This is a genomic window from Streptomyces sp. NPDC007905 (genome assembly GCF_042959345.1).
Lineage (GTDB): Bacteria > Actinomycetota > Actinomycetes > Streptomycetales > Streptomycetaceae > Streptomyces.
Genome location: NZ_JBIBKS010000006.1, coordinates 207,468 through 232,623, shown reverse-complemented (window position 1 = coordinate 232,623; position 25,156 = coordinate 207,468). Strand labels below are relative to the sequence as shown.

The following is a 25,156-nucleotide window of genomic DNA, read 5'->3' as shown; positions in this document are numbered from 1 at the left end:
GCCGCGGGTGGTGTGTGGCGGTCGCGCAGTTGCCCTCCGCCCCTCGGGGCGCTCCGCTCCCCGGGGCGCCTTCTGAGCGGGACTGCCCTGTTTGGGTAGGTTCCGGACATGACCAAGGCCGGAACCGCCGTGGCGGCGCCGCAGGCACCTGCCCGCGCCGTACGCCTCCCCCGGCGCCGTGGCATCGAACTCGCCCTGATCGTGCTGGCCGTGCTGCTGTCCGTGTACGGCTACTGCGCCGTGGGCCTGGCGAGATCCGGTACCGTCCCGCCCGGCGCCGTCGGCTACGGCGCCGGGCTCGGTGTGCTCGCCCTGTGCGCGCATGTCGCGGTCCGCATCCGGGCGCCGTACGCCGACCCCCTCCCGCTGCCCATCGGCGTGCTGCTCAACGGCCTCGGCCTGGTGCTCATCTACCGGCTGGACCTGGAGACGCCGGGCGACCGGGCGGCCCCCATCCAACTGGTGTGGTCCACCCTGGGGGTGGCCCTGTTCATCGCCGTGGTCCTGATGCTGCGCGACCACCGGGTGCTGCAGCGCTACTCCTACGTGTGCGTGGTCGCGGCCCTGGCCCTGCTCCTGCTGCCGATCCTCTTCCCGGCCGTCAACGGCGCCCGCATCTGGATCCGGATCGCCGGATTCTCCATCCAGCCGGGCGAGTTCGCGAAGGTGCTGCTGGCCGTGTTCTTCGCCGCCTATCTGGCCGCCAACCGCAACGCGCTCTCGTACTCGGGCCGCAGGCTGTGGCGGATGCAGTTCCCGACCGGGCGGGTGCTCGGCCCGATCGTGACGATCTGGCTGCTGAGCGTCGGCGTACTGGTCCTGGAGCGTGACCTCGGCACCTCGCTGCTCTTCTTCGGCCTGTTCGTCGTCCTGCTGTACGTCGCCACCGGCCGGACCGGCTGGATCGCGGTCGGCCTGCTGCTCGGGGTGCTCGGTGCCGTTGCCGTCGGCCGTCTGGAGCCGCACGTGAACGGCCGGATCGAGGACTGGCTGCACCCCTTCGCCACCATCGAGGCCGGGCAGGGCCCCAACCAGCTCTCGCAGTCCCTGTTCGCCTTCGCGGCGGGCGGGTTCCTCGGCACCGGGCTCGGCCTCGGCCACTCCATCCTCATCGGCTTCGCCACCAAGTCCGACTTCATTCTGGCGACGGCCGGGGAGGAGCTGGGCCTGGCGGGCCTCGCGGCGATCTTCCTGCTCTACGCCCTGCTCGTGGAGCGCGGCTACCGGACGGGCCTCGCCCTGCGCGAGCCGTTCGGCCGGCTGCTCGCGGTCGGGCTCGCCTCGATCCTGGCGCTGCAGGTGTTCGTGATCGCGGGCGGGGTCACCGGCCTGATCCCGCTGACCGGCATGGCGATGCCGTTCCTCGCCCAGGGCGGCTCCTCGGTCGTCACCAACTGGGCGATCGTGGCCCTGCTGATCCGGGTGAGCGACTCGGCCCGCAGCCAGTACGACGGACAGGAGGCCCCGTGACCGAGTACGGCAACGGCCGGCCGATGGCGAAGTACATCCGGCACGCCTGGGGGTTCTGCGCCGTGTTGCTGGCGGCCCTGCTGGTCAACGCCGCCCGGGTGCAGATCGTCCAGTCGGCCTCCTACGACGCCAATCCGGCCAACCGCCGCCCCACGATCGCCCGTTACCAGCAGCCGCGCGGCGACATCCTGGTCGGCGGCGAGCCGGTCACCGGCTCCTCGGACACCGGCGAGCAGCTGCGCTACGAACGCACCTACCGGGACGGTCCGTTGTACGCGCCGGTGACCGGTTTCGCCTCGCAGATGTACGGCACCACGTTCCTGGAGCACGCCGAGGACGGGGTGCTCTCCGGCACCGACCCGATGCTCTCGCCCATCCCGCTGTGGAACGACGTCACACGCAGGCCGAGTCCCGGCGGCGACGTCGTCACGACCCTGAACCGGCGGGCGCAGCGGGCGGCGTACCAGGGGCTGCACGGACGCAAGGGCGCGGTGGCCGCGATCGAGCCGGCAACGGGCCGCATCCTGGCGCTGGTGTCGACACCGTCGTACGACCCCGTCGCCTTGTCCGGCAACAGCGAGGCCACGGCCTCGGCGTGGGCGCGGCTCAACCACGACCCGGAGAAGCCGATGCTCAACCGTGCGGTACGGCAGACCTATCCGCCGGGTTCCACGTTCAAGGTGGTCACCGCGGCGGCGGCGCTGGACGCGGGCGTGGTCACGGACCTGGACGAGCACACCGACTCCCCCGACCCCTACCGGCTGCCCGGCACCACCACCCGGCTGACCAACGAGGGCGACGGCTGCCGCGACGCCTCGCTGCGGGAGGCCTTCGCGTGGTCCTGCAACACGGTGTTCGCCAAGCTGGGCGTGGATGTGGGGGTGGCGGGCATGGGGGCCACGGCCCAGGCGTTCGGCTTCAACGACACCCGGCTGCGCGTCCCCTTCGCCGTCTCACCCAGCACCTTCGACACCCATGTGGACAAGGCGCAGCTGGCGCTCTCCTCGATCGGGCAGTACAACACGCGGGCGACTCCGCTGCAGATGGCGATGGTCGCGGCGGCCGTCGCCGACGACGGCCGGCTGCGGACGCCGTACCTGGTGGAGCGCACCACCCGCCGGGGCGGCGAGACGATCACGGGCGGCGGGGTACGGCCCGAGCGGCAGGTGATGCGCCCGTCGACCGCCGTGCGGCTGAGGGAGCTGATGACCGACGTGGTCCGCGACGGCACCGGCACCAACGCGGCCATCCCCGGTGCCACGGTCGGCGGGAAGACCGGCACGGCCCAGCACGGCATCGGCAACGCCGGTGTGCCGTACGCCTGGTTCATCTCCTGGGCGCAGGCCGACGGCGACCCGGCACCGAAGGTCGCGGTGGCGGTGGTGGTCGAGGACGCCGCGGCGGACCGGGGCGAGATCAGTGGCGGCGGGGACGCGGCACCGATCGCCAAGGAGGTCATGCGGGCGGTTCTCGGGTGGTGAGACGGGGGTACCCGAGCGTGCCGCGACCGACCTAACGTTCGGTCATGACGCATGCGCCGAGCTCGCACGAACTCGCCCAGGTCAACATCGCTCGCCTCAAGTTCCCTTTGGACTCACCTCAGTTGAAGGACTTCGTCGACGCGCTCGACCCGGTGAACGCCGTGGCGGACGCCTCGGACGGCTTCGTCTGGCGGCTGCAGAACGACTCCGGCAACGCGACCGACATCGCCGTCTTCGGCGACGAGTGGCTGATCGTCAACATGTCCGTGTGGCGGGACGTCGACGCGCTCACGGCCTTCATGTACCAGGGGCTGCACCGGGAGTTGCTGTCCCGGCGCCGGGACTGGTTCGAGCGGCTCGCGGAGGCCGTCACCACGCTGTGGTGGGTCCCGGCCGGCCACCGCCCGACCGTCGCCGAGGCGGAGGAACGGCTGCTGCACCTGAGGGCGCACGGCCCGACGCCGTACGCCTTCACCCTGCGGACGTTGTTCCCCGCACAGGAGACGGTGGAGGTCGCACAGGAGACGGTGGAGGTCAGCCGATCGGCTTGACCATCTCGGAGCGGACCTGGGCGGTGTGCCGTGCCGCGGCGTCGAGGTCCACGTCGGCGGCGTCCGCCGTCAGGGCGCTCGGGCCGATCTCGCCGACTATGGCGGCGGTGTTGCCGTCCGCCCAGGCGCAAACGGGGTAGGTGGCCCTCACCCCGGGCTGCTTCTCGGTCACGACCTCGCAAGCGATGGTGGTGTCCGCGCCGGACGGAGTGACGTCCCGTGCGGGCTCCACCACGGTCACACCGTCGGCCTTGCCGGCCCCCTTGAGCATGTTGGTGCGGCCCTGGGCCGTGTTCTGGAACCGGCCGTAGAGGCCCGAGACCACGAGGGTGCCGCGGCTCGCGCTGCCGCCCACACCGTAACGGCCCACCACGGTGTCGGTGACCTTGGCGTCCCAGGCGCCGTCGACCTCGTCCTCGATCTTCTGCCCCTCGGTGTCGGAGAGGTTCTCGGTGAGTTCGTACTTCTGGTCGAGCAGGGTCCTGGGCAGGGTGAGCTTGTTCTCGGCCGCCGGGAAGTCGTGCTCGACCTTCAGCCCGATCAGCGCGAGCCCGACGACGCCGAGCACGACCAGACCGACGACCCCGCCCACGATGCCCACCACCAGACCGACCCGGCTCTTCTTCGGAGGCGGCCCCATCGGCGGCATGCCCCAGGCGGGGTAGGGCTGCTGCCCGTAGGGCTGCGGCGGGTACGGCTGCGGGGGGTACGGCTGCTGGGGGTTCGGGGAACCGTACGGCCCCGGGGGCGGCGGGGGCTGCGGGGGCTGCTGACCGTAGGGATACTGCGGCTGCTGGGGCTGGTTCGGGTACTGCGGCTGCTGTGGCGGCGGAGGCATGGACACGCCAGCACGTTACTGCACAGGGGTGATCCTCAGGACTCGGCCGCCCCGGACTCGATCGCCTCCCGCACCTCGGCCACCCGCTCCCGCTCCTGCGCCGCGAAGCGTTCCGCGTCCAGTTGCTCGGCGATCTCCTCGTCCTGGGCCATCAGCAGGTCCAGGCTGGAGTCGCCCATCTCGAACACGCCCATGTCGACGTAGGCCTGCTGGAGCCGCTTGCCCCACAGGCCGATGTCCTTGACGCAGGGCACGATGCGGCTGAACAGGAGCTTGCGGAAGAGCTGGAGGAACTCGGAGTTCTCGCTGAATTGTTCGGCCTCCGCCCGCGGGATGCCGAAGTTCTCCAGCACCTCGACACCGCGCAGCCGGTCGCGCATCAGGTAGCAGCCCTCGACGACGAACTCCTCGCGCTCGCGCAGCTCGGCATCGGTGAGCTGCTTGTAGTAGTCGCGCAGGGCCATGCGCCCGAAGGCCACGTGACGGGCCTCGTCCTGCATGACGTAGGCCAGGATCTGCTTCGGCAGGGGCTTGTCGGTGGTGTCCCGGATCATGCCGAAGGCGGCGAGGGCGAGCCCCTCGATCAGGACCTGCATGCCCAGGTACGGCATGTCCCAGCGGCTGTCGCGGAGGGTGTCCGCGAGGAGGGACTGGAGGTTGTCGTTGATCGGGTAGAGCATCCCGATCTTCTCGTGCAGGAAGCGGCCGTAGATCTCGGCGTGCCGGGCCTCGTCCATCGTCTGGGTCGCCGAGTAGAACTTGGCGTCCATGTCGGGCACCGACTCCACGATCCGCGCCGCGCAGATCATCGCGCCCTGCTCGCCGTGCAGGAACTGGCTGAACTGCCAGGAGGCGTAGTGCCGGCGCAGGTCACCCTTGTCCTTGTCGGTGAGCTTGGCCCAGTACGGGGTGCCGTACAGCGACATCGACTCGTCGGGGGTGCCGAGCGGGTCGTACGGGTCGACCTCCAGCTCCCAGTCGATGCGTTTCTGTCCGTCCCACTGCTTGTCCTTGCCCTTCTGGTAGAGGGCGAGCAGGCGGTCCCGGCCCTCGTCGTACTCCCAGCTGAAGCGGGCCGCCCCGCTCGCGGGCACCTGCCAGGGGGAGTCTCCCGGGGAGTTGGTGTACAGGTCATGGCTCGGCATACCTCGCAGAGTCACACGTAGACGACGAGTCAACAAGTCATGCGCAGGGGATTGACGCGCTTGCTGACAGGCAGTCTCATAAGGGGTGGACGACGTACCCCCGGGTAACGAGGTGAGGGAGCCATGACGACCCTGACGGAAGAGGACGCGCTCGACGGGCTGCGCGACGCGCTCGGCCTGCTCAAGGACCGGGAACAGGTGGCCGAACGGCTGCTCGTCTCTTCCGCCAAGCACTCCTTCGACCCGGACGAGGAGCTGGACTGGGACGCCCCCTTCGAGGAGGGCAAGTGGTTCTGGCCGCCGGAGCTGGTCTCGCTGTACGACACCCCGCTGTGGCGGCGGATGAGCGAGGAGCAGCGGATCCTGCTCTCCCAGCACGAGGCCGCCGCGCTGGCCTCGCTCGGCATCTGGTTCGAGATCATCCTGATGCAGCTGTTGGTCCGGCACATCTACGACAAGGCGGCGACGAGCGCGCACGTGCGGTACGCCCTCACCGAGATCGAGGACGAGTGCCGGCACTCGAAGATGTTCGCGCGGCTGATCGCGCGGGGCGACGCACCCTGGTACCCGGTGAGCCGGGCGCACCAGAACCTCGGGCGCCTGTTCAAGACCATCTCCACGACCCCCGGTTCCTTCACGGCCACGCTGCTCGGCGAGGAGGTGCTGGACTGGATGCAGCGGCTGACCTTCCCGGACGAGCGGGTACAGCCCCTGATCCGCGGGGTGACGCGCATCCATGTGGTCGAGGAGGCCCGGCACGTCCGCTACGCCCGTGAGGAGCTGCGGCGCCAGATGCTCACGGCGCCGAAGTGGTCGCAGGAGTTCACCCGGGTCACCTCGGGCGAGTTCGCCCGGGTGTTCTCGGTCGCCTTCGTGAACCCCGAGGTGTACACCAACGTCGGCCTGGACAAGCGGGAGGCGCTGGCCCAGGTGAAGGCCAGTGGGCACCGGCGGGAGGTCATGCAGACGGGCGCGAAGCGGTTGACGGACTTCCTGGACGACATCGGGGTGCTGCGAGGCGTGGGCCGGCGGCTGTGGAGGTCGTCGGGCTTGCTGGCCTAGGCAGGCATGCCCAACCGGGGCGCAGGGCTGTACCGGTGTGCGGCTCCGCCGCGCGGGCGGGACCGGCCACGACCAACCGGCGGCCGACCGGCGGACCCACGGCTGAGCAGGCGGCCAGCGACTACGCTGCGAGGCATGACCCCGTCGGCCGCCACCCCCGCCTACCGTCGCCTCAGCGTCGAGGAGCGTCGCAGTCAGCTCCTCGACGCCGCGCTCTCCCTCTTCGCGCACCGCGCCCCGGAGGAGGTCTCGCTGGACGACGTGGCCGAGGCGGCCGGGGTCTCGCGACCGCTCGTGTACCGGTACTTCCCCGGGGGCAAGCAGCAGCTGTACGAGGCCGCGCTCAGGTCGGCCGCCGAGGAGCTGCGGCAGTGCTTCGACGAGCCCCGGCACGGCCCCCTGCTGCCCCGCCTGTCCCGGGCCCTCGACCGCTATCTGACCTTCGTGGACGAGCACGACACCGGCTTCAGCGCGCTGCTCCAGGGCGGCAGCGTGGTGGAGACGTCCCGGACGACCGCCATCGTGGACGGGGTACGCCGGGCCGCCGCCGAGCACATTCTCAGCCACCTCGGCGTCTGCGACCCCGGCCCGCGCCTGCGCATGACCGTCCGGATGTGGATCACGGCGGTGGAGGCGGCCTCCCTGATCTGGCTGGACGAGGACAAACAGCCTGAGGTCGGCGAACTGCGCGACTGGCTGGTCGAGCAGTTCGTGGCGGTCCTCACGGTGACCGCCACCCGCGACCCGCAGACAGCGGCCCTCGTCGGCGCGCTCACCGAGGATGGCTGAGACTGGGGCCGTGAAGAGTCAGGACACCCCCTTCGAGGGCGGCCCCATGGACGGGCGGGTGCTGCCCGTCCTGCTGGGCATGACCGGCCACCCCCCGAAGACGTACCGCATCCCCGTCCCGGACGCGGCCGGCGGCCCGCCCACCGTGCTCGTCTACCGCCGCGTGCCGAGGGGACACGGCAAGAAGCTCGGCATGGTGCAGGGCTGGAAGTACCGGTACGACCCCGAAGGCGGCCGGGGCGGCGGCGGGGTCAGGTGGCCGTGGACCAAGCCGTGGACCAAGCCGTGGACCAAGAGGGACAACACGCCGTCCGGCAAGCCGGACGACCCGACCGGGTGAGAAGGTTGCGCCGCCCGGCGCACGCATGCTGCACACATCGCGCGAACACGTCTGATTATCACCGTGCGGAAGCAGGCGGAAGGTCCGCCCGTTCCGCCCCGGAGGTGATGACGTGTCAGGAGTGCTTCTGCGTCTGGCCTGGACGGCCGCGGTGGCGGCCCAGGCCGTCCTCGCGCCCGTTCCCGCGGCGGCCGCACCCGACCCGCAGCGGCCGGTCTCCCAGCTGCTGACGGACCTTCAGCGGCTCTACCGGCAGGTCGAGCAGGCGACCGAGACCTACAACGCCACCGCGGGCCAGCTCAAGCGACAACAGGCCGAGGTGGCCCGCCTCGACGGCGAACTGGCCCGGGCCCGGCTCGCCCTGCAGGACAGCCGGATGGACGCCGGACGCCTGGCCCGGCAGCAGTACCAGAACAGCAGCGACCTCTCCCCCTACGTCCGCCTGCTCCTCGGCCGCGATCCGCAGCACGCCCTGGACGAGGGCCATGTCATCGGCCGGCTGGCCCGCGAGCGCGCCAAGACGGTGGCCTCGCTGACCGGCACCGAGAAGAAGCGGGACGCACTGGCCAGGGCGGCCCGCAAGGCGCTGGACACCCGGCTCACCCTCGCCGACAAGCAGAAGAAGCAGCGCGACGACGTGACCGCCAAACTGACCGACGTCGAACGGCTCCTCACCTCCCTCACGCCCGAACAACTCGGTGCAGTGGCCAGGCTGGAGCAGACCGGGGTCGCCGACGCCCAGCGCAAACTCACGACCTCGGGCGCCCTCGGCGACGACGCCCGCCCCGCCTCCGACGAGGGTGACCGGGCGGTGGCTTACGCCATGGACCAGCTCGGCAAGCCGTACCAGTGGGGCGCCGAGGGACCGAAGTCGTACGACTGCTCGGGCCTGACCTCGCAGGCCTGGGACCACGCGGGCACCCCCATCCCCCGCACCAGCCAGGAACAGTGGGCCCGCCTGAAGAGGATCCCCCTGCGCGACCTGCGCCCGGGTGACCTGGTCGTCTACTACCCGGAGGCGACCCACGTGGCGATGTACGTGGGGAACGGCAAGGTCGTACAGGCACCTCGACCGGGCGAGAAGGTCGAGGTGTCCCCGCTGGCCTCCTATCCCGTACTGGGCGCAGTACGCCCGGACGCCTCACCCGCTCAGGCGCCGGCGACCGAGGCCAGATAAGCGCCCGTCTTCTCCGGCTCGTAGAAGAAGTTCTCGAAGTCGGCCGGGTCGTTGAAGGCGTTGGCGAATCGATCCGCCACGGGCTGCAGCTGACCGGCCGCGCCGATGAGGTTGAGAATGTGCTCCGGCGGCGGGGCCAGCATCGCGTTCGTCCACTTGGTGACATGCTGGGCCGTCGCCCAGTAACGGTCGAACGTGGCCCGCATCCACTCCTCGTCGAACGGCTCGTCCTCCTGCTCGAGGATCGAGGCGAGGTACGCGGCCGCGCACTTGGACGCGGAGTTCGAGCCCTGACCGGTGATCGGGTCGTTGGCGACGACCACGTCGGCCACGCCGAGCACGAGACCGCCGCCGGGCAGCCGGCCGATCGGGTTGCGGACGGTCGGGGCGTACCGGCCGGCCAGCGTGCCCCCGGCGTCCGTCAGCTCGGCCTTCGTGGCCCGCGCGTACTCCCAGGGCGTGAACTTCTCCATGAGTTCCAGGGTCAGGGAGAGGTGCTCCGCGGGATCCTTGACGCCGTTGAAGACGTCGAGCGGGCCGCCGGGTATGCCCTCCCAGAACAGGATGTCGGCACGGCCGGAGGTGGTGAGCGTCGGCATGATGAACAGCTCACCGACCCCAGGGACCAGGTTGCAGCGGACCGCGTCGAACTCCGGGTGCTCGGGGCGCGGTCCGAGTCCGTGGACGTAGGCCACCGCGAGGGCGCGCTGCGGCTCGCTGTACGGGGAGCGCTCCGGGTCGCGGGCGAACATCGACACCAGCTCGCCCTTGCCCGCCGCGACCAGGACGAGGTCGTAGGTGCGGGAGAAGTAGTCGAGGTCGCCGACCGCCGCGCCGTGGATGACCAGCTGGCCGCCGCGCTGGGCGAAGGTCTCCATCCAGCCGGCCATCTTCACCCGCTGGTCGACCGACTGCGCGTACCCGTCGAGCCTGCCGACCCAGTCGATCGCGCGCTGCGTGGGCCCCGGGTCGTGCGAACCGGGCGCCGCGACCGAGACGCCGAGTCCTTCGATCTTCGGGGCCTGGGACTCCCAGAAGTTCAGCTGGAGATCACGCTCGTGCTGCAGGGCCGTGTCGAACATGCACTGCGTCGACATGACCCGGCCGGAGCGGATCTCGTCCGCGGTCCGGTTCGACATCAGGGTGACCTCGTAACCGTGCGACTGCAGGCCGAGGGCGAGCTGGAGTCCGGACTGGCCGGCTCCGACGACGAGTATCTTCCGCATGCGGGTGAGGGCTCCTAACAGGGACTTACTCGGGGGTTTCGTCGAGCGCGTGGCCGACGAGGGCCAGGAGGGTCTCGATGACCGAGATCCGGCGCCGCGCGTCCATGATCATGACAGGGATGTGGGCAGGGATCGTCAGCGCCTCCCGCACGTCCTCCGGCTCGAAAAGCTCGCTGCCGTCGAAGTGGTTGACCGCGACGACGTACGGCAGTCCGCAGCTCTCGAAGTAGTCCAGGGCGGGGAAACAGTCCTTCAGCCGGCGCGTGTCGGCCATCACGACGGCACCGATCGCGCCGCGCACCAGGTCGTCCCACATGAACCAGAACCGCTGCTGGCCCGGCGTGCCGAACAGGTAGAGCACCAGGTCGTCGTCGAGCGTGAGGCGGCCGAAGTCCATGGCCACGGTGGTGGTCAGCTTGCCGGGCGTGGCGGAGAGGTCGTCGGTGCCCTCGCTCGCCTCGGTCATCAGCGCCTCGGTCTGCAGGGGCGTGATCTCCGAGACGGCCGTGACCAGCGTGGTCTTGCCGACGCCGAAACCGCCGGCTACCACGATCTTCGTGGCGATGGGGGCTTGGGTACGGTCCTTCTGCCAGGCTTTCAGGTCCTCGTCGGGCTCGCTGAAGCCGGCGACGAGGGGGGCGACGCCGGTGGCGTCAGAGACGGCGGAGTCCACTCAGCACCCTTTCCAGCAGAGCGCGGTCCGGGCGGCCGGTGCCGTGACCGGTTCCGGTGCCGTACACACGGATCTTTCCCTGGTCCGCGAGGTCGCTGAGCAGGACGCGGACCACGCCGAGCGGCATCTTCAGCAGCGCGGCGATCTCGGCCACCGTGCGCATACGGCGGCACAGTTCGACGATGGCCCGCATCTCCGGCATCACCCGGCTGGTGAGCGAACCGTTCGTCAGTTCCTTGCGCCCCTCGGCGGCTTCCAGGGCCGCCGTGCCGGCCGTGCTCCCCACGAACGTCTCCACGAGGAGGACGTGGCCGAAGCGGGTACGGCCGCCGGTGAGCGAGTAGGGGCGGACGCGGGCGGGTTTGCGCTCGCCGCCGCGCACGGGAAGTTTCTTCGCTGTGCCGCTCATCGGGCGCTCCCCGTCGACTCGCTTTCCAGGGACTTGCGCAACTCGCTGCGGAGTTCGGGGGTCAGGACGTGGCCGGCGCGGCCGACGAAGAGCGCCATGTGGTACGCCACCACGCTCATGTCGCACTCCGCGGAGCCGTGCACGCCCAGCAGCGAGCCGTCGCTGATCGACATCACGAACAGACTGCCCTCGTCCATCGCGACCATCGTGTGCCTGACCCCGCCGAACTCCATCAGCTTGGCGGCGCCGAGGGTGAGGCTGCCGATACCGGAGACGATGGTGGCGAGGTCGGCGGAGGAGCCACGGGGGCCTTTCGCCGGGCGGGCACGGCGGGACTGCTCGGTGTGGCCGGGGTCGGACGACAGGAGCAGCAGGCCGTCCGAGGAGACCACGGCGACGGACTGGATGCCGGGGACCTCCTCGACCAGGTTGGTCAGCAGCCAGTGCAGGTTGCGGGCCTCACTGCTCAGTCCGAAGGTACTGGGCGCGGTCAACTGCTTGCCTCCTCGACTGTGCCCCCCGTGGCTTCTTCGGTATTTTCCGCGATCTCTGCCGCCACCTCGCGATAGCCGGCCTGCGCTCCCTGGCGGAAGCCGCCGAGCCTGCGGCGGAGGGCTTCGGCGTCCACGCTCGCGCTGCGCTGGCGGGGCGGTGCCGCCGGTGCGGTGATCTTGGGTGTGCGCTTGGGGAGGCCTTTGCTGGTGAGCTGGTCCTCCGTCTCGTCCGCCGCTCGGTCGTGGGTCGCCTCGGCCTCGCCCTCGCCGGGCCGGCTCCCCCCGGCGCCCTCCGTACCGCTCTCGTCGTCGGCTGCGGGTGGTCCCTGTGGGGTGTCCTCGCCGTCGGCGGCCGCGAGTTCCGGGAGCAGCAGCTCCATCGTGGTCTCCACAGGCGGCTCCACAGCCGCAGACTCCGCACCCGCCGGCTCCTCCCGCGCCGGAGCAGCGGAGGTGTCCCGTACCGCCTTCTCCGCCAGGGCCACCAGCGGATCCGCGTCCTTCGTGCGGGCGTGCAGGACGTTGGAGTTGACCTCGGCGTCGGCGCCGGGCAGGGAGAAGGTCTGGGTGGTGTCCGAACGCGTGGCCGGGGGCGGCGCCGCCACCGCGGGGGCCCCGGCGAGGAGGGGCTGGGGCAGGACGACGACCGCCGCCACCCCGCCCTGCTTCTGCTCGCGCAGCTGGACGCGGACGCCGTGGCGTTGGGCGAGGCGGGCCACGACGTACAGGCCGAGGCCGAGGCCGTCCTCGCCCTCCTGGTCGTACGGCGATTCGGCGTCGAAGTCGGCGAGGCGGGAGTTGAGGCGGTCGAGGCGGTCGCCCGCCACGCCGATGCCCTCGTCCTGGACGGACAGCATGACCTCGCCGGACTCCAGCAGCCAGCCGGAGACCTCGACGGGGAGGTCCGGCGGGGAGAACGTGGTGGCGTTCTCCATGAGTTCGGCGAGCAGGTGGGAGAGGTCGTCGGCGGCGAAGCCCGCCACATGGGCGTGCGGGGGCAGGGCGGCGATGCGGACGCGCTCGTAGCGTTCGATCTCGCTGACCGCCGCGCGGACCACGTCGACGAGCGGGACCGGGCCGTGGTGCTGCTGGACGTGCTCGGTACCGGCGAGGACGAGGAGGTTCTCGCTGTGCCGGCGCATGACCGTGGCGAAGTGGTCGAGTTTGAAGAGCGTGGCGAGCCGGTCGGGGTCCTGCTCGCGCTCCTCCAGGCCCTCGATGACCGCCAGCTGCCGTTCGACCAGGCCGAGGGTGCGCAGGGCGAGGTTGACGAACGTGCCGCCGATGCTGGTGCGCAGCCGCTCCAGCTGGGCCGCGGACTCGGCGAGTTCGGCACGCAGGTCCTCGCGGGCGTCGGCCATGCTCTGCCGCTGGCCGACCAGGTGCTTGCGGTCGGTCTCCAGGGTGCCCACGCGGTCGTGCAGGGCGACCGCGTGCGCGTGCAGGGCGTTGACCGAGCGGACGACCTGGGCGAACTCGTCGTTGCGGCCGGTGAAGGTGATCGGCTCCTGGGCCGCCGGGTCCTCGGCCCCGGCCAGCCGGGCCGAGCCGCGGCGCAGCACCGACAGCGGGCGGGTGAGGCTGCGGGCCATGGCGGTGGCGACGCCGACGGCGACCAGCATGAGGGTGCCGAGGACGGCGATGCGGATCTCCAGGGCGGTGACGTCGTCGTCCCGGAGCTGCGCGAGCTCCTTGGTGCGGTGGTCGTAGAGGGCCGACTCCGCGCCCCGCATGAGGTCGACGCGGGCGGACAGGGCCGCATCCAGCTTCTTGGTGCTGGTGGTCAGCTCACTGTCACTGAGGGTCGGCTGGTCGGTGAGGGCGGCCAGGTACTTCTCCGCGGAGTTGACCTCCGGCCCGGTGACCGTGGAGTCGTACGCGTCGACGGCCGCCTTGGGGGCCGTGTCCCGGAAGTCCGCGAGGGCCGCGTCGGCGCGCAGGCGGGCCTGCTGGGCGGCGGCGGTAAGCGCGTCGCGCTGTTTGCGATCCGCGTCGGGCGTGGTGGTGGTCGTGGTGGCCAGACCGGTGGTGGGGTTGATCACCGTCTGCCGGGTGGACGGGATGTTGAGCGCGGCGAGCAGCAGGCCGCGGGCGGCCGTGGACTGCTGGACGGCGGAGTCCAGTTCGGCGAGGGAGTGGACGCCGGAGCCGGCCCGCGGGGGCAGCTGTTCGGCCAGGTCGTCGGCGAGCCGGTGCAGTTCGGTGATGGTGGCCGAGTACGCCTGGTGGGTCTGCAGGGCGTTCGTCTTGCCGGTGAGGGCGGCACGGCGGACGGCGGCGATGCCGTCGAGGTCGGCGCGCAGCCCGGCCGGGGTGTCGGTGTCGGCCCGCAGGTCCTCGACCTGGCGGTCGACGCGGGCGCTGCGGTCCTCGGAGGGCGCCTTGGCCTTGGGGCGGCCGGCCGCGATGTAGGAGCTGACCTCGTCGCGTTCGTCGGCGAGCGAGTGGGCGAGGGCGAGGGCGTCCTGCGTGCGGCCGGCCAGCGTCACCAGGTCCTGGGAGTCGCCGAGGTCCTGGGAGGCGGTGAGCAGCGACGGTGCCCCCGCTCCGGCGATGGCGGCGGCCACCACGGCCACGGCCACGATCAGCCGGGTGCGCACATGAGTGGGGCGGCCGGTGCCCACGGGGGTCTGCTGGTCGACCCCCTCGGGGGCCGTCTGCCTGCCTGTGCGCCGAGGCCGCTTCATCTGCACCGGTGCTCGCAATCCTGGCTCGTCTACCCAAGGGCCCGGGTGGCACCCCGTGGGTCCTGTCGTCAAACTCCCGTCGCCCGCCCGGAGGACGGGCCCCGCGGCGTCTGGCGCATACACCCGGTTCGTACGGTCCCCGACCCTCCCAGCGCCGGTGGGCAGTGGTCGCGCATCACCTGACCGGCCACTCGAAGGAGTGAACATCGGAGGGGAGTTGGCGGGCAAGTTCCCCTGGCGTGTGCGGGGCCCCTGTGCGGCGGGCCGGTTGGACGCGCGCGGCAGGCTTTGGCAGTATTCGCCGCCACGCCTTCCCGGAGTGCGCCATTTACCCCCAAACCAGGCGGCTGACCTGCGGGGCCGTGCCAATTCGGCGTCGGAAGGCAGCCTTTGGCGAAGCCTGTGAAGGGCTCGTGCAGACTGGCCGAATGCGAACCGATCTCGTTTCGGAACCCGGCGACCCGAACCGACCCAACGAGGACTTCGCCGGTGTCGGACTACCCGCCTCCGGACAGGGGGGTTGTGTGATCTTGCTGGACGGAGTGACACCGCCGCGGGACGGTACGGGCTGTGTGCATTCCGTTCCCTGGTTCACATCGCGGCTCGGTGGCGCGCTGACCGAACTGACCGTTTCAGGGCGAGATCTGACGCTCCCGGAGGTGCTCTCGCGGGCGATCGGCCGGACCGCCGAGGCCCATGCGCGCACCTGTGAGCTTTCTCACCCGCGAACCCCCCAGGCGACGGTGGTGCTGACCCGCTGGTCCGCCGACACCGTCGAGTACCTGGTCCTGTCCGACTCCGTGCTGCTGCTGCGGTCCCCCGACGGCACGGTCACCCCGGTCCTGGACGACCGGCTCGCCCGGCTCCCCCGCTCGGCCCTGGCCACCGACGCGCTGATCGACGCGCACCTGCGCAACAGGGAGGGCGGCTTCTTCACGGCCGCCGCCGACCCCTCGGTCGTCTCTCGCGCGGTCACCGGCACCCTGCCGCGCCGCGAGATCCGTTCCCTGGCCGCGCTGACGGACGGCGCGACCCGCTGGACGGAGAGGTTCCACGAGGGCGACTGGACGGCCCTGTTCGACCTCGTCGCCAAGGAGGGCGCCCGCAGTCTGGTCGACCGGGTGCGGAAGCTGGAGGCGGCGGACCGGGAGGAGCGGGCGTTCCTCGGCCGCAGCAAGACGCACGACGACGCGACGGTGGTGTTCGTGGAGCTGTGACGCAGGAGGCTATCTCTCCATCACGCCGTTCAACTGGTTCAGCAGCCGGGCCAGTTCGGCCACCTCTCGGCGGTCCCAGTGGGCGAGCTGACGGACGTAGCGGGCGCGGCGGGCCTCGCGGACCGTGCCGACCCGCCCGCGCCCCTCGTCGGTCAGGGTCACCAGCCACGCACGCCCGTCCGCGGGATCCGGCTCGCGGACGATCAGGCCGAGCTCCTCCAGGGCCCGCAGCTGGCGGGACATGGTGGCCTTGCCGACCCCGACGTAGGCGGCGAGTTCGGTGGCGCGCTGGGCGCCGAGTTCGTCGAGGCGGATGAGCAGGCCGTACGCGGCGGACTCCAGGTCGGGGTGGACCTCGCGGGCCATCTCGCCCTGGCTGGCCCGGGCACGCCTGAGCAACACGGTCAACTCGCGCTCCAGCGCCAGGAACTCCTGGTCTGCACCACTGGGCGTCGCCTGGCCGGCGAGGCGTGCTGCGTCGCCGTTTGCGTCCTCGTGCACGTCAGCACCCCTGATCGGTTTCACGGTCCTGAAAGTTTCTGTCAAACGCCGCCATTGCCGCAGCTCCGTAAGTATTTCGCAGGCGTAGACCAACGGCAGCCTCCGGGCCCCTTCCCACGCCGTCATCTACGTGCGTAGCTTCTTTATCAGGCAATCAATGGCATGCCCACGCCAGTGCATCAGCGGTCACTTCACCACCCCCCCACCTCACCTCTCCGGAGGCGCGTCATGCCCGTGCACAGACCCGGTTCCCTCCGCCCGCGTCCCCTCGCCGTCCTGCTCACGGCCCTGCTGGCGGCGCTCGCCCTCCCCCTGCCCCTCACCACCGCCCGGGCCGCGACCGCGCCCAGCCGGGGTTCGGCCTACATGGGCATGGGAGTCCTCGCCCACGACGGACAGCACGGCACCCCCAGTACCGGTGACGCCACCCAGACCGAGGGCGTCGACGTCGCCGGCTACCAGGGCAACGTCGCCTGGAGCACCCTGTGGGGCAGCGGCGTCCGCTGGGCCTACACGAAGGCCACGGAGGGCACGTACTACACGAACCCGTACTTCGCCCAGCAGTACAACGGCTCGTACAACGTCGGCATGATCCGCGGCTCGTACCACTTCGCGACGCCGGACACCACGAGCGGCGCCACCCAGGCCAACTACTTCGTGGACCACGGCGGCGGCTGGTCCCGGGACGGCAGGACGCTGCCGGGGGCGCTCGACATCGAGTGGAACCCGTACGGCGCCGCCTGCTACGGCAAGTCGGCCAGTGCGATGGCCGGCTGGATCGCCGACTTCCTGAACACCTACAAGGCGCGCACGGGCCGGGACGCGGTGATCTACACCGCGACCAGCTGGTGGACCCAGTGCACCGGCAACTACGGCGGCTTCGCCGCGAACAACCCGCTGTGGATCGCCCGCTACGCCTCGGACCCCGGGCCCCTGCCGGCGGGATGGTCGTACTACACGATGTGGCAGTACACCTCGTCGGGCCCGACCGTCGGCGACCACGACAAGTTCAACGGCGCCCTGGACCGGGTGCAGGCGCTGGCCAACGGATAGCTCCGGGGTGCCGGCCGAAGGTTGGCTCCTGCCGGGCCCGTGCGGCGGCCGTCCTCTGTGGGCGGCCGCCGCTTTCGCTGCGTTGGTGCTCCGCGCCGGCCGGGATCATGCTGGTCAGGAGAGCCTGCCGAGCAAGGGCGAGATGAGCGGCGATGGAGCGACAGTCGACGTACACGGCCACGGCCACCATCGATGAGCAGGGCATCCTGACCGGCTGGAGCGAGGGCGCCCGGCGGCTGCTCGGCTACGAGTCCTCGGCGGTCGTCGGACGGCCCGCCACCGCACTGCTCGCCGCCGAGGGCGGGGCGGCCCGGCGGGCCCTGGCCGGGCGCGACCGGTGGAACGGCACCGTGCTCCTGCGCCACCGGGACGGCCGTCGCCTGGAGCAGGGGCTGCTCGCCCACCGCCGCAGGTCGGGCACCGGGACGACCGACTGGCTCGTGGTGACCGCCGTGGGGGACCGTCCGCAGCCGCCCCGGGTCGAACCGCTGGAGGAGTGGACCTTCATCCAGTCACCGTTCCCGCTGGCGATCTTCGACACCGAACTGCGCCTGATGCGCGCCAACCGCCGCCTGGAACGCGCCCTCTCCCTGCCCGAGGCGGCGATGCGCGGGCTGAACCTGAGCCACATCGCGCCCGGTCCCGCGAGCGACGAGACCGACCGCACGATGCGTCAGGTGCTGGAGACCGGCGAGCCGCGGGAGATGCGGACCGGTGTCGGTCCGGACCTCGGCCCGCCCACCGTCCTCACCCCGCTCAAGGACGGGACCGGCAGGGTGCGCGCCGTCTGCCTCGCGACGCACCGGCGCGCCCCGGACTCCGCCGCCCCGCGGGACATGCCGGACGAGACCGGCTCGCCGACCGGTACGGCCTCCGAGCTCGGGCGCACCGCACAGGAGCTCGCCGACGCCTCGGTCCCGCGGCTCGCGGACTTCGTCGCCGTGGACCTGCTCGACTCCCCACGGACCCCGGCCGAGCCCGACGCGTCGGCCGGCCCACTGGTCCTGCGCCGCGCCGCGGTACGGGCCGTCCGGGACGGCGACGGGCCCGCACCCGGGGCCCGGGTGGGCGAGGCGACCTCCTACGAACCGGGCTCGCCCCCGGCGGACTGCCTGGTCTCCGGCCAATCGGTCCTCTACGACACCTCGGACCCGGTGGTCGCGGGGTGGGCGGCCGTGGACCCGGCGGCCGCCTGGCTGCACGCGTACGGTGCCCACTCGCTGATGGTGGTGCCGGTGCGCGCCGAGGGCAGCACGCTCGGGGTGGCCCTCTTCGGCCGCCACCGGCGCCCGGAGCCGTTCGGTCCGGAGGACCTGCGGCTCGCCGAGGACCTCACGGCCAAGGCGGCCACCGGCCTGCACAGCGCCCGCCGGTACTCCCGGGCGCGCACCACCACCATGGCCCTGCAGCGCAGCCTGCTCCCGCACACACTGCCCGACCAGGCGGCACTGGAGATCGCCACCCGCTATCTGCCCGCGGCCACCCGGGCCGGCGTGGGCGGCGACTGGTTCGACGTGATCCCGCTGTCCGGGGCACGGGTCGCCCTCGTCGTCGGCGACGTCGTCGGCCACGGCATCCGCGCCTCCGCCACCATGGGCAGGCTGCGCACCGCCGTGCGCACCCTGGCCGACGTCGACCTGCCCGCCGACGAGCTGCTCACCCACCTCGACGACCTCGTCCTGCGCCTGGCGGCGGACGAGGGCAGTTTTGACCCGGCCGCCGAGACCGCCGGGGGCATCGGCACCACCTGCCTGTACACGGTCTACGACCCGGTCTCGCGCCACTGCTCGCTCGCCCGGGCCGGGCATCCGCCGCCCGCCGTGGTCACCCCGGACGGCGCCGTCCGCTTTCTGGACGTGCCCGCCGGCCCGCCGCTGGGACTTGGCGGACTGCCCTTCGAGGCCTTCGAGACCGAGCTGCCCGAGGGCAGCCTGCTCGCCCTCTACACCGACGGCCTGCTCGAAGCCCGCGACCACGACATCGACGAGGCGCTGGACAAGATGTTCGCCGCGCTCGGCCGCCCCGCGCCGACCCTGGACTCGCTCTGCGACCGGGTGCTCACCGAGCTGCTGAGCCACCGCCCCGAGGACGACATCGCCCTGCTGGTGGCCCGTACCCGGGCACTGCACGCCGACCGGGTCGCCGCCTGGCAGCTGGACAGCGAACCCACCGTGGTGGCCCGGGCCCGCAAGCACACGAGCGACCAGCTGAGCACATGGGGCCTGGAGGAGGCCGTCTTCACCACCGAGCTGGTGGTCAGCGAGCTGGTCACCAACGCCATCCGCTACGGCCGGCCGCCCATCCGGCTCCGGCTCATCCACCAGGACTCGAAGCTGATCTGCGAGGTCTACGACTCCAGCGGCACCACCCCGCACATGCGGCGCGCCCGGATCTACGACGAAGGGGGCCGGGGCCTGCTGATGGTCGCCCAGCTCGCCGAACGCTGGGGCACCCGGCACGACCGGATCGGCAAGACCGTGTGGGCGGAGCAGTCGCTGACCGCAGGCTGACACGGCCCCTGCCCCGCCGGGGGCCGGCGGGGCAGGGGTCTGGTGGGGTCAGGGGCCGGTGTGCGGCTGTGCGTCGTTCAGTTGACGACCACATCTCCGGAGCCGTCCTGGGCGGGCGCGTCCGAGTGGGATCCCGCGTTGTCCGCAGGCGCGGGCCGGTCCGGGGCGGAGGAGTCGCCGTGGCCCGTACCGGCCGGGCCGTCGGGGGAGTCCGGGTTCGAGGGCGTCGGCTCGGGGCAGGGGGCCTTGCCGCCGCCGCTGCCGCTCCCGTTGCGCCCAGCGCCGCCGTCCCGGCCACCGCACTTGCCCCGGCCGCCGCGCCCGCCCGCCCCGCCGGTGCCGCTCTGGCCCGGCGCCGTGCAGACCGGGGTGGTGCCCGTTCCATCGCCGCCGTTGCCGCCGTCGCCGCCGTCGCCGCGCCGGCAGGAGTCGTCGTCACCGTGGCCGTCCCGGCCCTTGTCGCCGTGCTTGTCATGGTCTCCGTGCTTCTTGTGGTCGTCGTGCTTGTCGTGCTTGTCGTGATGCTTGTCCTTGCCGGTGTCGTGCGCCTGGACCTGGCCCTGGATCGCCGGTGCCGCGAAGACCGCGCCCGCGGGGAGGAGGACGCCGCCGACGGTGAGGAGGACGGAGACGGCGGCCGCGGCCAGAGTGTTCGTGCGGGCGTTGTCGTTCATGGGAATTCTTTCCTTTTCGAAGCGGTCGGGGTTCGGTGAGCCGGAATTCAGGTGGTGCCCAGCAGCACGGACCAGTCGCCCTTGAGATAAGCCCGTTTCCAGACCTCGACCTCGTGCTTCGGCATCATGTATTTCTTGGCGATCTGCGCCTCGGTCGCGCCGCCGTTCGTGAGGACCAGCACCACCCGGACCTTGTCCGCCACGGTGAGCTTCTCCTTCGGCTTGTCCGGCAGGTCGCTGGAGCGGGTGCACTCGTGGGTACCGGGCTTGCCGGGCTCGCCGGCCTGGCCGGGGCGGCCGCCCTCACCGCTGTCCCCTCCTCTGCCGCCGGCTCCGCCCGAGCCGCACCCGGCGGAACCCGCGGGGGTGTGAGCGGTGCCGGTGACGAGGGGCTGGTGGCCCGGCAGTGCCCGTGCGGCGCCTCCGGTGCCCGCCACGACGGCCACGGCGGCCGCTGCGAGCGCGATCGCGCGTCCGCGCGGTTTCCTGGTCATGAGGTTCCTTCCGAGTGGGGCGGAGCGGCGGGGGTGAGGACCGTGCGGGCCCTCACCCCCGCCTCCTGTGGGTCAGGCCGCGTCGCCGCCGTTGCCGCCGTTGCCGCCTACGACCCCGCCGGCTCCACCGGTACCGCCGTCGCCGCCCTGGGTCCCGCCGGTGCCGCCGTTGCCGCCGTCACCGCCCTGGAGGCCACCGGTGCCCCCGTTGCCGCCGTCGCCGCCCGTGGTACCGCCCTTGCCGCCGTTGCCACCGTCACCGCCGAGAACCCCGCCGGTACCGCCGTCGCCGCCGTTGCCGCCCGTGCCCTTGTGGTCCTTCTTCTTGTCGTCCTCCTTGTGGTGCTTGTGGTTCTTGTCGTGGTGGTCGTGGTGGTCGTGCTTGGTGTGCGCGGCCACCAGTGTCACGGCCGGCGCGTCCGGCATCGTGGCCGCCGTGGCCGCCGTGGCCGGGAGGACGACCCCGCCGGCCACGACCAGGGCCGAGGCGACGAGCGTCGAGAGACGGAAACCGCGCTTGGTACGGATCTCCTCGTTCTTGTCGGTGTTCTTGTCGGTGTTCTTGTCAGCGATGCGCTTCATGACTTTCTCCTACTCGATGTGGGGCCTTTTCGTTTTCCGGTGTCTCCGGTGCGGCCCGTGCTTCAAGTAGGCCGGAACGCGAAAGCGCGGTCACGTTCCGAGGACTCGGGACTTGACGAGGAGAAGAGCGGCCGCTATTACGCGGGGCGGCCGGTGTTACGCCGGTCCCCCGAGGACCGGGGCGGCCCAGGCGGGCGGCTCGGGCACCGGGCCGACGGCGGGGAGGGCACGCGCCACGCGGGAGTCCACCAGCGTCGGCGTACGGCCCCGCAAGCCGGCGCCGACCATGGCGGCGCGCAGGGCCGCGACGAACTCCAGGCAGGAGCCGTAGCGGTCGTCCGGGGCCTTGGCCAGTGCCTTCCTCAGGACGTCGTCGGCGGCCGTGGGGATGCCGGACCGTTCCTCGCTCAGCAGGGGCGGCGGGTCGTACTGGTGCGCCCACAGCAGTTCGAGGTCGTCCTCCCGCCGGAAGGGCGGGGCGCCCGCGAGGGTCTCGTAGACGACACAGGCGAGGCTGTAGAGGTCGGACCGGCCGTCCACCGGGCGGCCCGCGACCCTCTCCGGCGCCACGTAGTCGAGGGTGCCGACGAACTCGCCCGCGGTGGTGAACCCGGTGAGCGACAGGGACTTCTTCGCCAGCCCGAAGTCGGTGAGGTAGACGTGCTCGGGGTGGTCGCTGTCGACGCCCTTGGCCACGAGGATGTTGCCGGGCTTGACGTCCCGGTGCACCAGGTCGCGCTCGTGGGCCGCGTCGAGCGCGGACGCCAGCTGGGCGGCGATGCGCAGCGCGGCCGGCACGGGGAGCGGGCCGTCGCGGTCGAGTACGGCGCGCAGGTCCAGCCCATGGACGTAGCACATCGCGATGTACAGGATCCCGTCGGTCTCGCCGGCCTCGAAGACGGGGACGATGTGGGGGTGCTCGATGGCGGCGGCCACCCGTGACTCCTGGGTGAAGCGGCGGCGGAAGGCGTCGTTGCGGGTGTACTCGGGGGCGAGCAGTTTGAGGGCGACCGTGCGGCCGAGACGCAGGTCCTTGGCGCAGTAGACGACAGCCATGCCGCCGCGGCCCAGCTCGCGCTCCACCCGGTAGCCGGCGATCTCCGTCCCGATCGGGCCGGAGGGTTGCACCACCTGCCCACTCACGCCTGAATTCTATCGATGTGATCCACGTGCACGCGCGTTCAGGCGCGCCCGCTCAGGGCACGGCGAAGGCCCGGGCCTCCCGTACAAGATCCGGGCCTTGCCTCTTGCTGCCTTGCATCCGGCCCTCGCGGGCGGAGCCCGCAGAGGGACGCTGAGGGACTACGTCGTCACGCCGCGACCGGAACCTCCGGCGCCGCGCCGTTCGTGGCGGGCGCGAGCGCCAGCTCCAGGACCTGGCGGACGTCCGTCACGGTGTGGACGTCGAGCTTGTCCAGCACCTCGGCCGGGACGTCGTCCAGGTCGGGTTCGTTGCGCCGGGGGATGATCACGGTGGTCACCCCGGCGCGGTGGGCGGCGAGCAGCTTCTGCTTCACACCGCCGATGGGCAGCACCCGGCCGGTCAGCGAGACCTCGCCGGTCATCGCCACGTCCGTGCGGACCAGCCGCCCGGAGAGCAGGGAGGCGAGGGCGGTGGTCATCGTGATGCCCGCGCTCGGCCCGTCCTTCGGGACCGCGCCCGCCGGGAAGTGGATGTGCACGCCCCGGTCCTTCAGATCGGCCACCGGCAGCTCCAGTTCGGCGCCATGGCTGCGCAGGAAGCTCAGCGCGATCTGCGCCGACTCCTTCATCACGTCGCCCAGCTGACCGGTCAGGGTCAGGCCGGCCGCACCCGTCTCCGGGTCGGCCAGGGACGCCTCGACGAAGAGGACGTCACCGCCGGCTCCGGTGACCGCGAGGCCGGTCGCCACGCCCGGGACGGACGTCCGGCGCTCGGCCGGGTCCTGGGCGGACTCGGGCACGTGGTGCGGACGCCCGATCAGGCCCCGCAGGTCCTCGTCCCGGACGGTGAACGGCAGTTCCCGCTCGCCGAGTTCGTGCTGGGCCGCGACCTTGCGCAGCAGCCGCGCGAGGGACCGCTCCAGGGTCCGCACGCCCGCCTCGCGGGTGTACTCGCCGGCCAGCTTGCGCAGCGCGCCCTCGTCGATCGTGACCTCGTCCTCGCCCAGGCCGGCCCGCTCAAGCTGGCGCGGGAGCAGGTGGTCACGGGCGATGACAACCTTCTCGTCCTCGGTGTAGCCGTCCAGGCGGACGATCTCCATGCGGTCGGCGAGCGCCTCCGGGATGGCCTCCAGCACGTTCGCGGTGGCGAGGAAGACCACGTCGGACAGGTCCAGTTCGACCTCCAGGTAGTGGTCCCGGAAGGTGTGGTTCTGCGCCGGGTCCAGCACCTCCAGCAGAGCCGCCGCCGGGTCGCCGCGGAAGTCGGACCCCACCTTGTCGATCTCGTCCAGCAGAACCACCGGGTTCATGGACCCGGCCTCCTTGATGGCGCGGACGACACGGCCGGGCAGCGCGCCGACGTACGTGCGCCGGTGACCACGGATCTCCGCCTCGTCCCGGACGCCACCGAGGGCCACCCGCACGAACTTCCGTCCCATGGCGTGCGCGACGGACTCACCGAGGCTGGTCTTGCCGACGCCGGGCGGGCCGACGAGCGCGAGCACGGCACCACCGCGCCGCCCGCCGATGACGCCGAGGCCGCGCTCACCGCGCCGCTTGCGCACCGCCAGGTACTCGGTGATGCGCTCCTTCACGTCCTCCAGGCCCGCGTGCTCGGCGTCCAGGATCGCCTTGGCGCCCTGGATGTCGTAGGCATCCTCGGTGCGCTCGTTCCACGGCATCTCCAGGACGGTGTCCAGCCAGGTGCGGATCCAGGAGCCTTCCGGCGACTGGTCGGAGGCGCGCTCCAGCTTGTCGACCTCCTTCAGGGCCGCCTCGCGGACCTTCTCCGGCAGGTCGGCGGCCTCGACGCGGGCGCGGTAGTCGTCGGACTCCTCGCCGTCCTGTTCGCCGTTCAGCTCGCGCAGTTCCTTGCGGACGGCCTCCAGCTGACGCCTCAGCAGGAACTCGCGCTGCTGCTTGTCGACGCCCTCCTGGACGTCCTTGGCGATGGTCTCGGCGACGTCCTGCTCGGCGAGGTGGTCGCGCAGTTGCTGGGTGGCGAGCTTGAGGCGAGCCACCGGGTCGGCGGTGTCGAGCAGTTCGACCTTCTGCTCGATGGTCAGGAACGGCGAGTACCCGGAGTTGTCGGCGAGCGCGGAGACGTCGTCGATGGCCTGGACACGGTCCACGACCTGCCAGGCGCCGCGCTTCTTCAGCCAGCTGGTGGCGAGGGCCTTGTACTCCTTGACGAGGTCCGCCACCTGGCCCGGCAGCGGATCGGGCACGCTCTCGTCGAGGCGCGCGCCCTCGACCCACAGCGCGGCGCCCGGACCCGTCGTACCGGCGCCGATCCGCACCCGGCCACGGCCACGGATCAGGGCCCCCGGGTCGCCGTCGGCCAGCCGACCGACCTGCTCCACCGTGCCCAGCACACCGGTCTTGGCGTACGTGCCGTCAATGCGTGGCACCAGCAGAACCTTGGGCTTCCCGGGTTCCGACCGGGCGGCGGCCTGCGCGGCCTCCACAGCGGCCCGCACCTCGGCGTCGCTCAGATCCAGCGGAACCACCATCCCGGGCAGCACGACCTCGTCGTCGAGCGGCAGCACGGGCAGCACGAGCGTGAACGCCGTGGACTCAGCAGCCATGATCTCCCCTTCGGCAGTCAACTTGAGCTATGCCGACTCAATGCACGGCGCT

Annotated in this window: 23 protein-coding genes; 10 read left to right on the top strand and 13 right to left on the bottom strand. The window is 71.9% G+C overall.

All coding sequences use genetic code 11. The features are described 5' to 3' along the window. Window positions 1-108: 108 nt before the first annotated feature. The 3 genes from ACFZDC_RS13355 to ACFZDC_RS13345 are packed head-to-tail and all read left to right on the top strand — an operon-like array spanning window position 109 to window position 3,502. Window positions 109-1,470: an FtsW/RodA/SpoVE family cell cycle protein gene (locus tag ACFZDC_RS13355; RefSeq protein ID WP_391323216.1), complete on the top strand. Its 1,362-nt coding sequence runs from the start codon at window positions 109-111 to the stop codon at window positions 1,468-1,470. A 23-nt stretch (window positions 1,471-1,493) separates the two neighbouring features. After that, complete coding sequence (locus ACFZDC_RS13350) at window positions 1,494-2,951, top strand: penicillin-binding transpeptidase domain-containing protein (protein ID WP_391323460.1); 1,458 nt, start codon at window positions 1,494-1,496, stop codon at window positions 2,949-2,951. Between the two features lie 44 nt (window positions 2,952-2,995). Beyond that, window positions 2,996-3,502, top strand: a complete 507-nt coding sequence (locus ACFZDC_RS13345; RefSeq protein WP_391323214.1) for a DUF3291 domain-containing protein — start codon at window positions 2,996-2,998, stop codon at window positions 3,500-3,502. Here ACFZDC_RS13345 and ACFZDC_RS13340 read toward each other — a convergent pair. After that, window positions 3,486-4,340: a hypothetical protein gene (locus ACFZDC_RS13340; RefSeq protein ID WP_391323458.1), complete on the bottom strand. Its 855-nt coding sequence runs from the start codon at window positions 4,338-4,340 to the stop codon at window positions 3,486-3,488. The two genes, ACFZDC_RS13345 and ACFZDC_RS13340, sit on opposite strands and share 17 nt — an antisense overlap. Window positions 4,341-4,375: 35 nt before the next feature. Further along, a complete protein-coding gene (locus ACFZDC_RS13335) occupies window positions 4,376-5,485 on the bottom strand; it encodes a diiron oxygenase (protein ID WP_391323212.1) in 1,110 nt (369 codons plus the stop codon). 123 nt (window positions 5,486-5,608) lie between these two features. On the opposite strand from ACFZDC_RS13335, the gene ACFZDC_RS13330 reads away from it, so the two are divergent. From ACFZDC_RS13330 to ACFZDC_RS13315, 4 genes are all read left to right on the top strand, one after another. Beyond that, window positions 5,609-6,547: a diiron oxygenase gene (locus ACFZDC_RS13330; RefSeq protein WP_391323210.1), complete on the top strand. Its 939-nt coding sequence runs from the start codon at window positions 5,609-5,611 to the stop codon at window positions 6,545-6,547. 135 nt (window positions 6,548-6,682) lie between these two features. Then, a complete protein-coding gene (locus ACFZDC_RS13325) occupies window positions 6,683-7,336 on the top strand; it encodes a TetR family transcriptional regulator (protein ID WP_391323208.1) in 654 nt (217 codons plus the stop codon). 10 nt (window positions 7,337-7,346) lie between these two features. Further along, a complete protein-coding gene (locus ACFZDC_RS13320) occupies window positions 7,347-7,676 on the top strand; it encodes a hypothetical protein (RefSeq protein ID WP_391323206.1) in 330 nt (109 codons plus the stop codon). 112 nt (window positions 7,677-7,788) lie between these two features. Further along, the gene (locus ACFZDC_RS13315; protein ID WP_391323204.1) at window positions 7,789-8,853 is read left to right on the top strand and encodes an NlpC/P60 family protein; all 1,065 of its coding nucleotides are present in this window, start codon (window positions 7,789-7,791) and stop codon (window positions 8,851-8,853) included. Here the strand turns inward: ACFZDC_RS13315 and ACFZDC_RS13310 are convergent. The 5 genes from ACFZDC_RS13310 to ACFZDC_RS13290 are packed head-to-tail and all read right to left on the bottom strand — an operon-like array spanning window position 8,826 to window position 14,348. Beyond that, complete coding sequence (locus ACFZDC_RS13310; RefSeq protein WP_391323202.1) at window positions 8,826-10,079, bottom strand: styrene monooxygenase/indole monooxygenase family protein; 1,254 nt, start codon at window positions 10,077-10,079, stop codon at window positions 8,826-8,828. The genes ACFZDC_RS13315 and ACFZDC_RS13310 overlap by 28 nt on opposite strands. A gap of 25 nt (window positions 10,080-10,104) precedes the next feature. Further along, the gene (locus ACFZDC_RS13305) at window positions 10,105-10,752 is read right to left on the bottom strand and encodes an ATP/GTP-binding protein (protein WP_391323200.1); all 648 of its coding nucleotides are present in this window, start codon (window positions 10,750-10,752) and stop codon (window positions 10,105-10,107) included. Further along, window positions 10,733-11,161 (bottom strand): DUF742 domain-containing protein, encoded by a 429-nt coding sequence (locus tag ACFZDC_RS13300; protein WP_391323198.1) that lies wholly within the window; start codon window positions 11,159-11,161, stop codon window positions 10,733-10,735. Before ACFZDC_RS13300 ends, ACFZDC_RS13305 begins: the two co-directional genes overlap by 20 nt. Further along, a complete protein-coding gene (locus ACFZDC_RS13295; protein WP_391323196.1) occupies window positions 11,158-11,655 on the bottom strand; it encodes a roadblock/LC7 domain-containing protein in 498 nt (165 codons plus the stop codon). The genes ACFZDC_RS13300 and ACFZDC_RS13295 overlap by 4 nt, the downstream gene beginning before the upstream one ends. Further along, window positions 11,652-14,348: a nitrate- and nitrite sensing domain-containing protein gene (locus ACFZDC_RS13290; protein ID WP_391323194.1), complete on the bottom strand. Its 2,697-nt coding sequence runs from the start codon at window positions 14,346-14,348 to the stop codon at window positions 11,652-11,654. Before ACFZDC_RS13290 ends, ACFZDC_RS13295 begins: the two co-directional genes overlap by 4 nt. Before the next feature lie 422 nt (window positions 14,349-14,770). On the opposite strand from ACFZDC_RS13290, the gene ACFZDC_RS13285 reads away from it, so the two are divergent. Continuing rightward, window positions 14,771-15,559, top strand: coding sequence for a protein phosphatase 2C domain-containing protein (locus ACFZDC_RS13285; RefSeq protein WP_391323192.1), 789 nt, complete (start codon window positions 14,771-14,773; stop codon window positions 15,557-15,559). Window positions 15,560-15,568: 9 nt separating this feature from the next. On the opposite strand, the gene ACFZDC_RS13280 is transcribed toward ACFZDC_RS13285, so the two are convergent. After that, on the bottom strand, window positions 15,569-16,060 hold the full coding sequence (locus ACFZDC_RS13280) for a MarR family transcriptional regulator (RefSeq protein ID WP_391323190.1): 492 nt from the start codon (window positions 16,058-16,060) through the stop codon (window positions 15,569-15,571). Window positions 16,061-16,288: 228 nt separating this feature from the next. On the opposite strand from ACFZDC_RS13280, the gene ACFZDC_RS13275 reads away from it, so the two are divergent. Both ACFZDC_RS13275 and ACFZDC_RS13270 read left to right on the top strand, forming a co-directional pair. Next, complete coding sequence (locus ACFZDC_RS13275) at window positions 16,289-17,113, top strand: GH25 family lysozyme (RefSeq protein WP_391323188.1); 825 nt, start codon at window positions 16,289-16,291, stop codon at window positions 17,111-17,113. Between the two features lie 152 nt (window positions 17,114-17,265). Further along, window positions 17,266-19,623: a SpoIIE family protein phosphatase gene (locus ACFZDC_RS13270; RefSeq protein WP_391323187.1), complete on the top strand. Its 2,358-nt coding sequence runs from the start codon at window positions 17,266-17,268 to the stop codon at window positions 19,621-19,623. A gap of 77 nt (window positions 19,624-19,700) precedes the next feature. Here the strand turns inward: ACFZDC_RS13270 and ACFZDC_RS13265 are convergent, their stop codons facing one another. From ACFZDC_RS13265 to lon, 5 genes are all read right to left on the bottom strand, one after another. Further along, window positions 19,701-20,297 carry a hypothetical protein gene (locus ACFZDC_RS13265; RefSeq protein WP_391323185.1) on the bottom strand — a complete coding sequence of 199 codons (597 nt, stop codon included), beginning with the start codon at window positions 20,295-20,297 and terminating at the stop codon, window positions 19,701-19,703. A 47-nt stretch (window positions 20,298-20,344) separates the two neighbouring features. After that, window positions 20,345-20,791 (bottom strand): hypothetical protein, encoded by a 447-nt coding sequence (locus tag ACFZDC_RS13260; RefSeq protein WP_391323184.1) that lies wholly within the window; start codon window positions 20,789-20,791, stop codon window positions 20,345-20,347. A 72-nt stretch (window positions 20,792-20,863) separates the two neighbouring features. Next, window positions 20,864-21,373: a hypothetical protein gene (locus ACFZDC_RS13255; RefSeq protein WP_391323182.1), complete on the bottom strand. Its 510-nt coding sequence runs from the start codon at window positions 21,371-21,373 to the stop codon at window positions 20,864-20,866. A 156-nt stretch (window positions 21,374-21,529) separates the two neighbouring features. Beyond that, entirely contained in the window at window positions 21,530-22,516 is a 987-nt protein-coding gene (locus tag ACFZDC_RS13250) for a protein kinase (RefSeq protein ID WP_391323180.1), read from the bottom strand. A gap of 167 nt (window positions 22,517-22,683) precedes the next feature. Beyond that, window positions 22,684-25,104 carry an endopeptidase La gene (gene lon, locus ACFZDC_RS13245; protein ID WP_391323179.1) on the bottom strand — a complete coding sequence of 807 codons (2,421 nt, stop codon included), beginning with the start codon at window positions 25,102-25,104 and terminating at the stop codon, window positions 22,684-22,686. Between the last annotated feature and the right edge of the window lie 52 nt (window positions 25,105-25,156).

What these genes read in the sequence shown, in the direction of transcription:
- ACFZDC_RS13350 (WP_391323460.1), top strand. Translation starts at nt 1,494, where the DNA reads ATGGCGAAGTACATCCGGCACGCCTGGGGGTTCTGCGCCGTGTTGCTG.
- ACFZDC_RS13265 (WP_391323185.1), bottom strand. Translation starts at nt 20,297, where the DNA reads ATGAACGACAACGCCCGCACGAACACTCTGGCCGCGGCCGCCGTCTCC.
- ACFZDC_RS13345 (WP_391323214.1), top strand. Translation starts at nt 2,996, where the DNA reads ATGACGCATGCGCCGAGCTCGCACGAACTCGCCCAGGTCAACATCGCT.
- ACFZDC_RS13285 (WP_391323192.1), top strand. Translation starts at nt 14,771, where the DNA reads ATGCGAACCGATCTCGTTTCGGAACCCGGCGACCCGAACCGACCCAAC.
- ACFZDC_RS13340 (WP_391323458.1), bottom strand. Translation starts at nt 4,340, where the DNA reads ATGCCTCCGCCGCCACAGCAGCCGCAGTACCCGAACCAGCCCCAGCAG.
- ACFZDC_RS13310 (WP_391323202.1), bottom strand. Translation starts at nt 10,079, where the DNA reads ATGCGGAAGATACTCGTCGTCGGAGCCGGCCAGTCCGGACTCCAGCTC.
- ACFZDC_RS13270 (WP_391323187.1), top strand. Translation starts at nt 17,266, where the DNA reads ATGGAGCGACAGTCGACGTACACGGCCACGGCCACCATCGATGAGCAG.
- lon (WP_391323179.1), bottom strand. Translation starts at nt 25,104, where the DNA reads ATGGCTGCTGAGTCCACGGCGTTCACGCTCGTGCTGCCCGTGCTGCCG.
- ACFZDC_RS13260 (WP_391323184.1), bottom strand. Translation starts at nt 20,791, where the DNA reads ATGACCAGGAAACCGCGCGGACGCGCGATCGCGCTCGCAGCGGCCGCC.
- ACFZDC_RS13325 (WP_391323208.1), top strand. Translation starts at nt 6,683, where the DNA reads ATGACCCCGTCGGCCGCCACCCCCGCCTACCGTCGCCTCAGCGTCGAG.
- ACFZDC_RS13335 (WP_391323212.1), bottom strand. Translation starts at nt 5,485, where the DNA reads ATGCCGAGCCATGACCTGTACACCAACTCCCCGGGAGACTCCCCCTGG.
- ACFZDC_RS13255 (WP_391323182.1), bottom strand. Translation starts at nt 21,373, where the DNA reads ATGAAGCGCATCGCTGACAAGAACACCGACAAGAACACCGACAAGAAC.
- ACFZDC_RS13330 (WP_391323210.1), top strand. Translation starts at nt 5,609, where the DNA reads ATGACGACCCTGACGGAAGAGGACGCGCTCGACGGGCTGCGCGACGCG.
- ACFZDC_RS13355 (WP_391323216.1), top strand. Translation starts at nt 109, where the DNA reads ATGACCAAGGCCGGAACCGCCGTGGCGGCGCCGCAGGCACCTGCCCGC.
- ACFZDC_RS13300 (WP_391323198.1), bottom strand. Translation starts at nt 11,161, where the DNA reads ATGAGCGGCACAGCGAAGAAACTTCCCGTGCGCGGCGGCGAGCGCAAA.
- ACFZDC_RS13275 (WP_391323188.1), top strand. Translation starts at nt 16,289, where the DNA reads ATGCCCGTGCACAGACCCGGTTCCCTCCGCCCGCGTCCCCTCGCCGTC.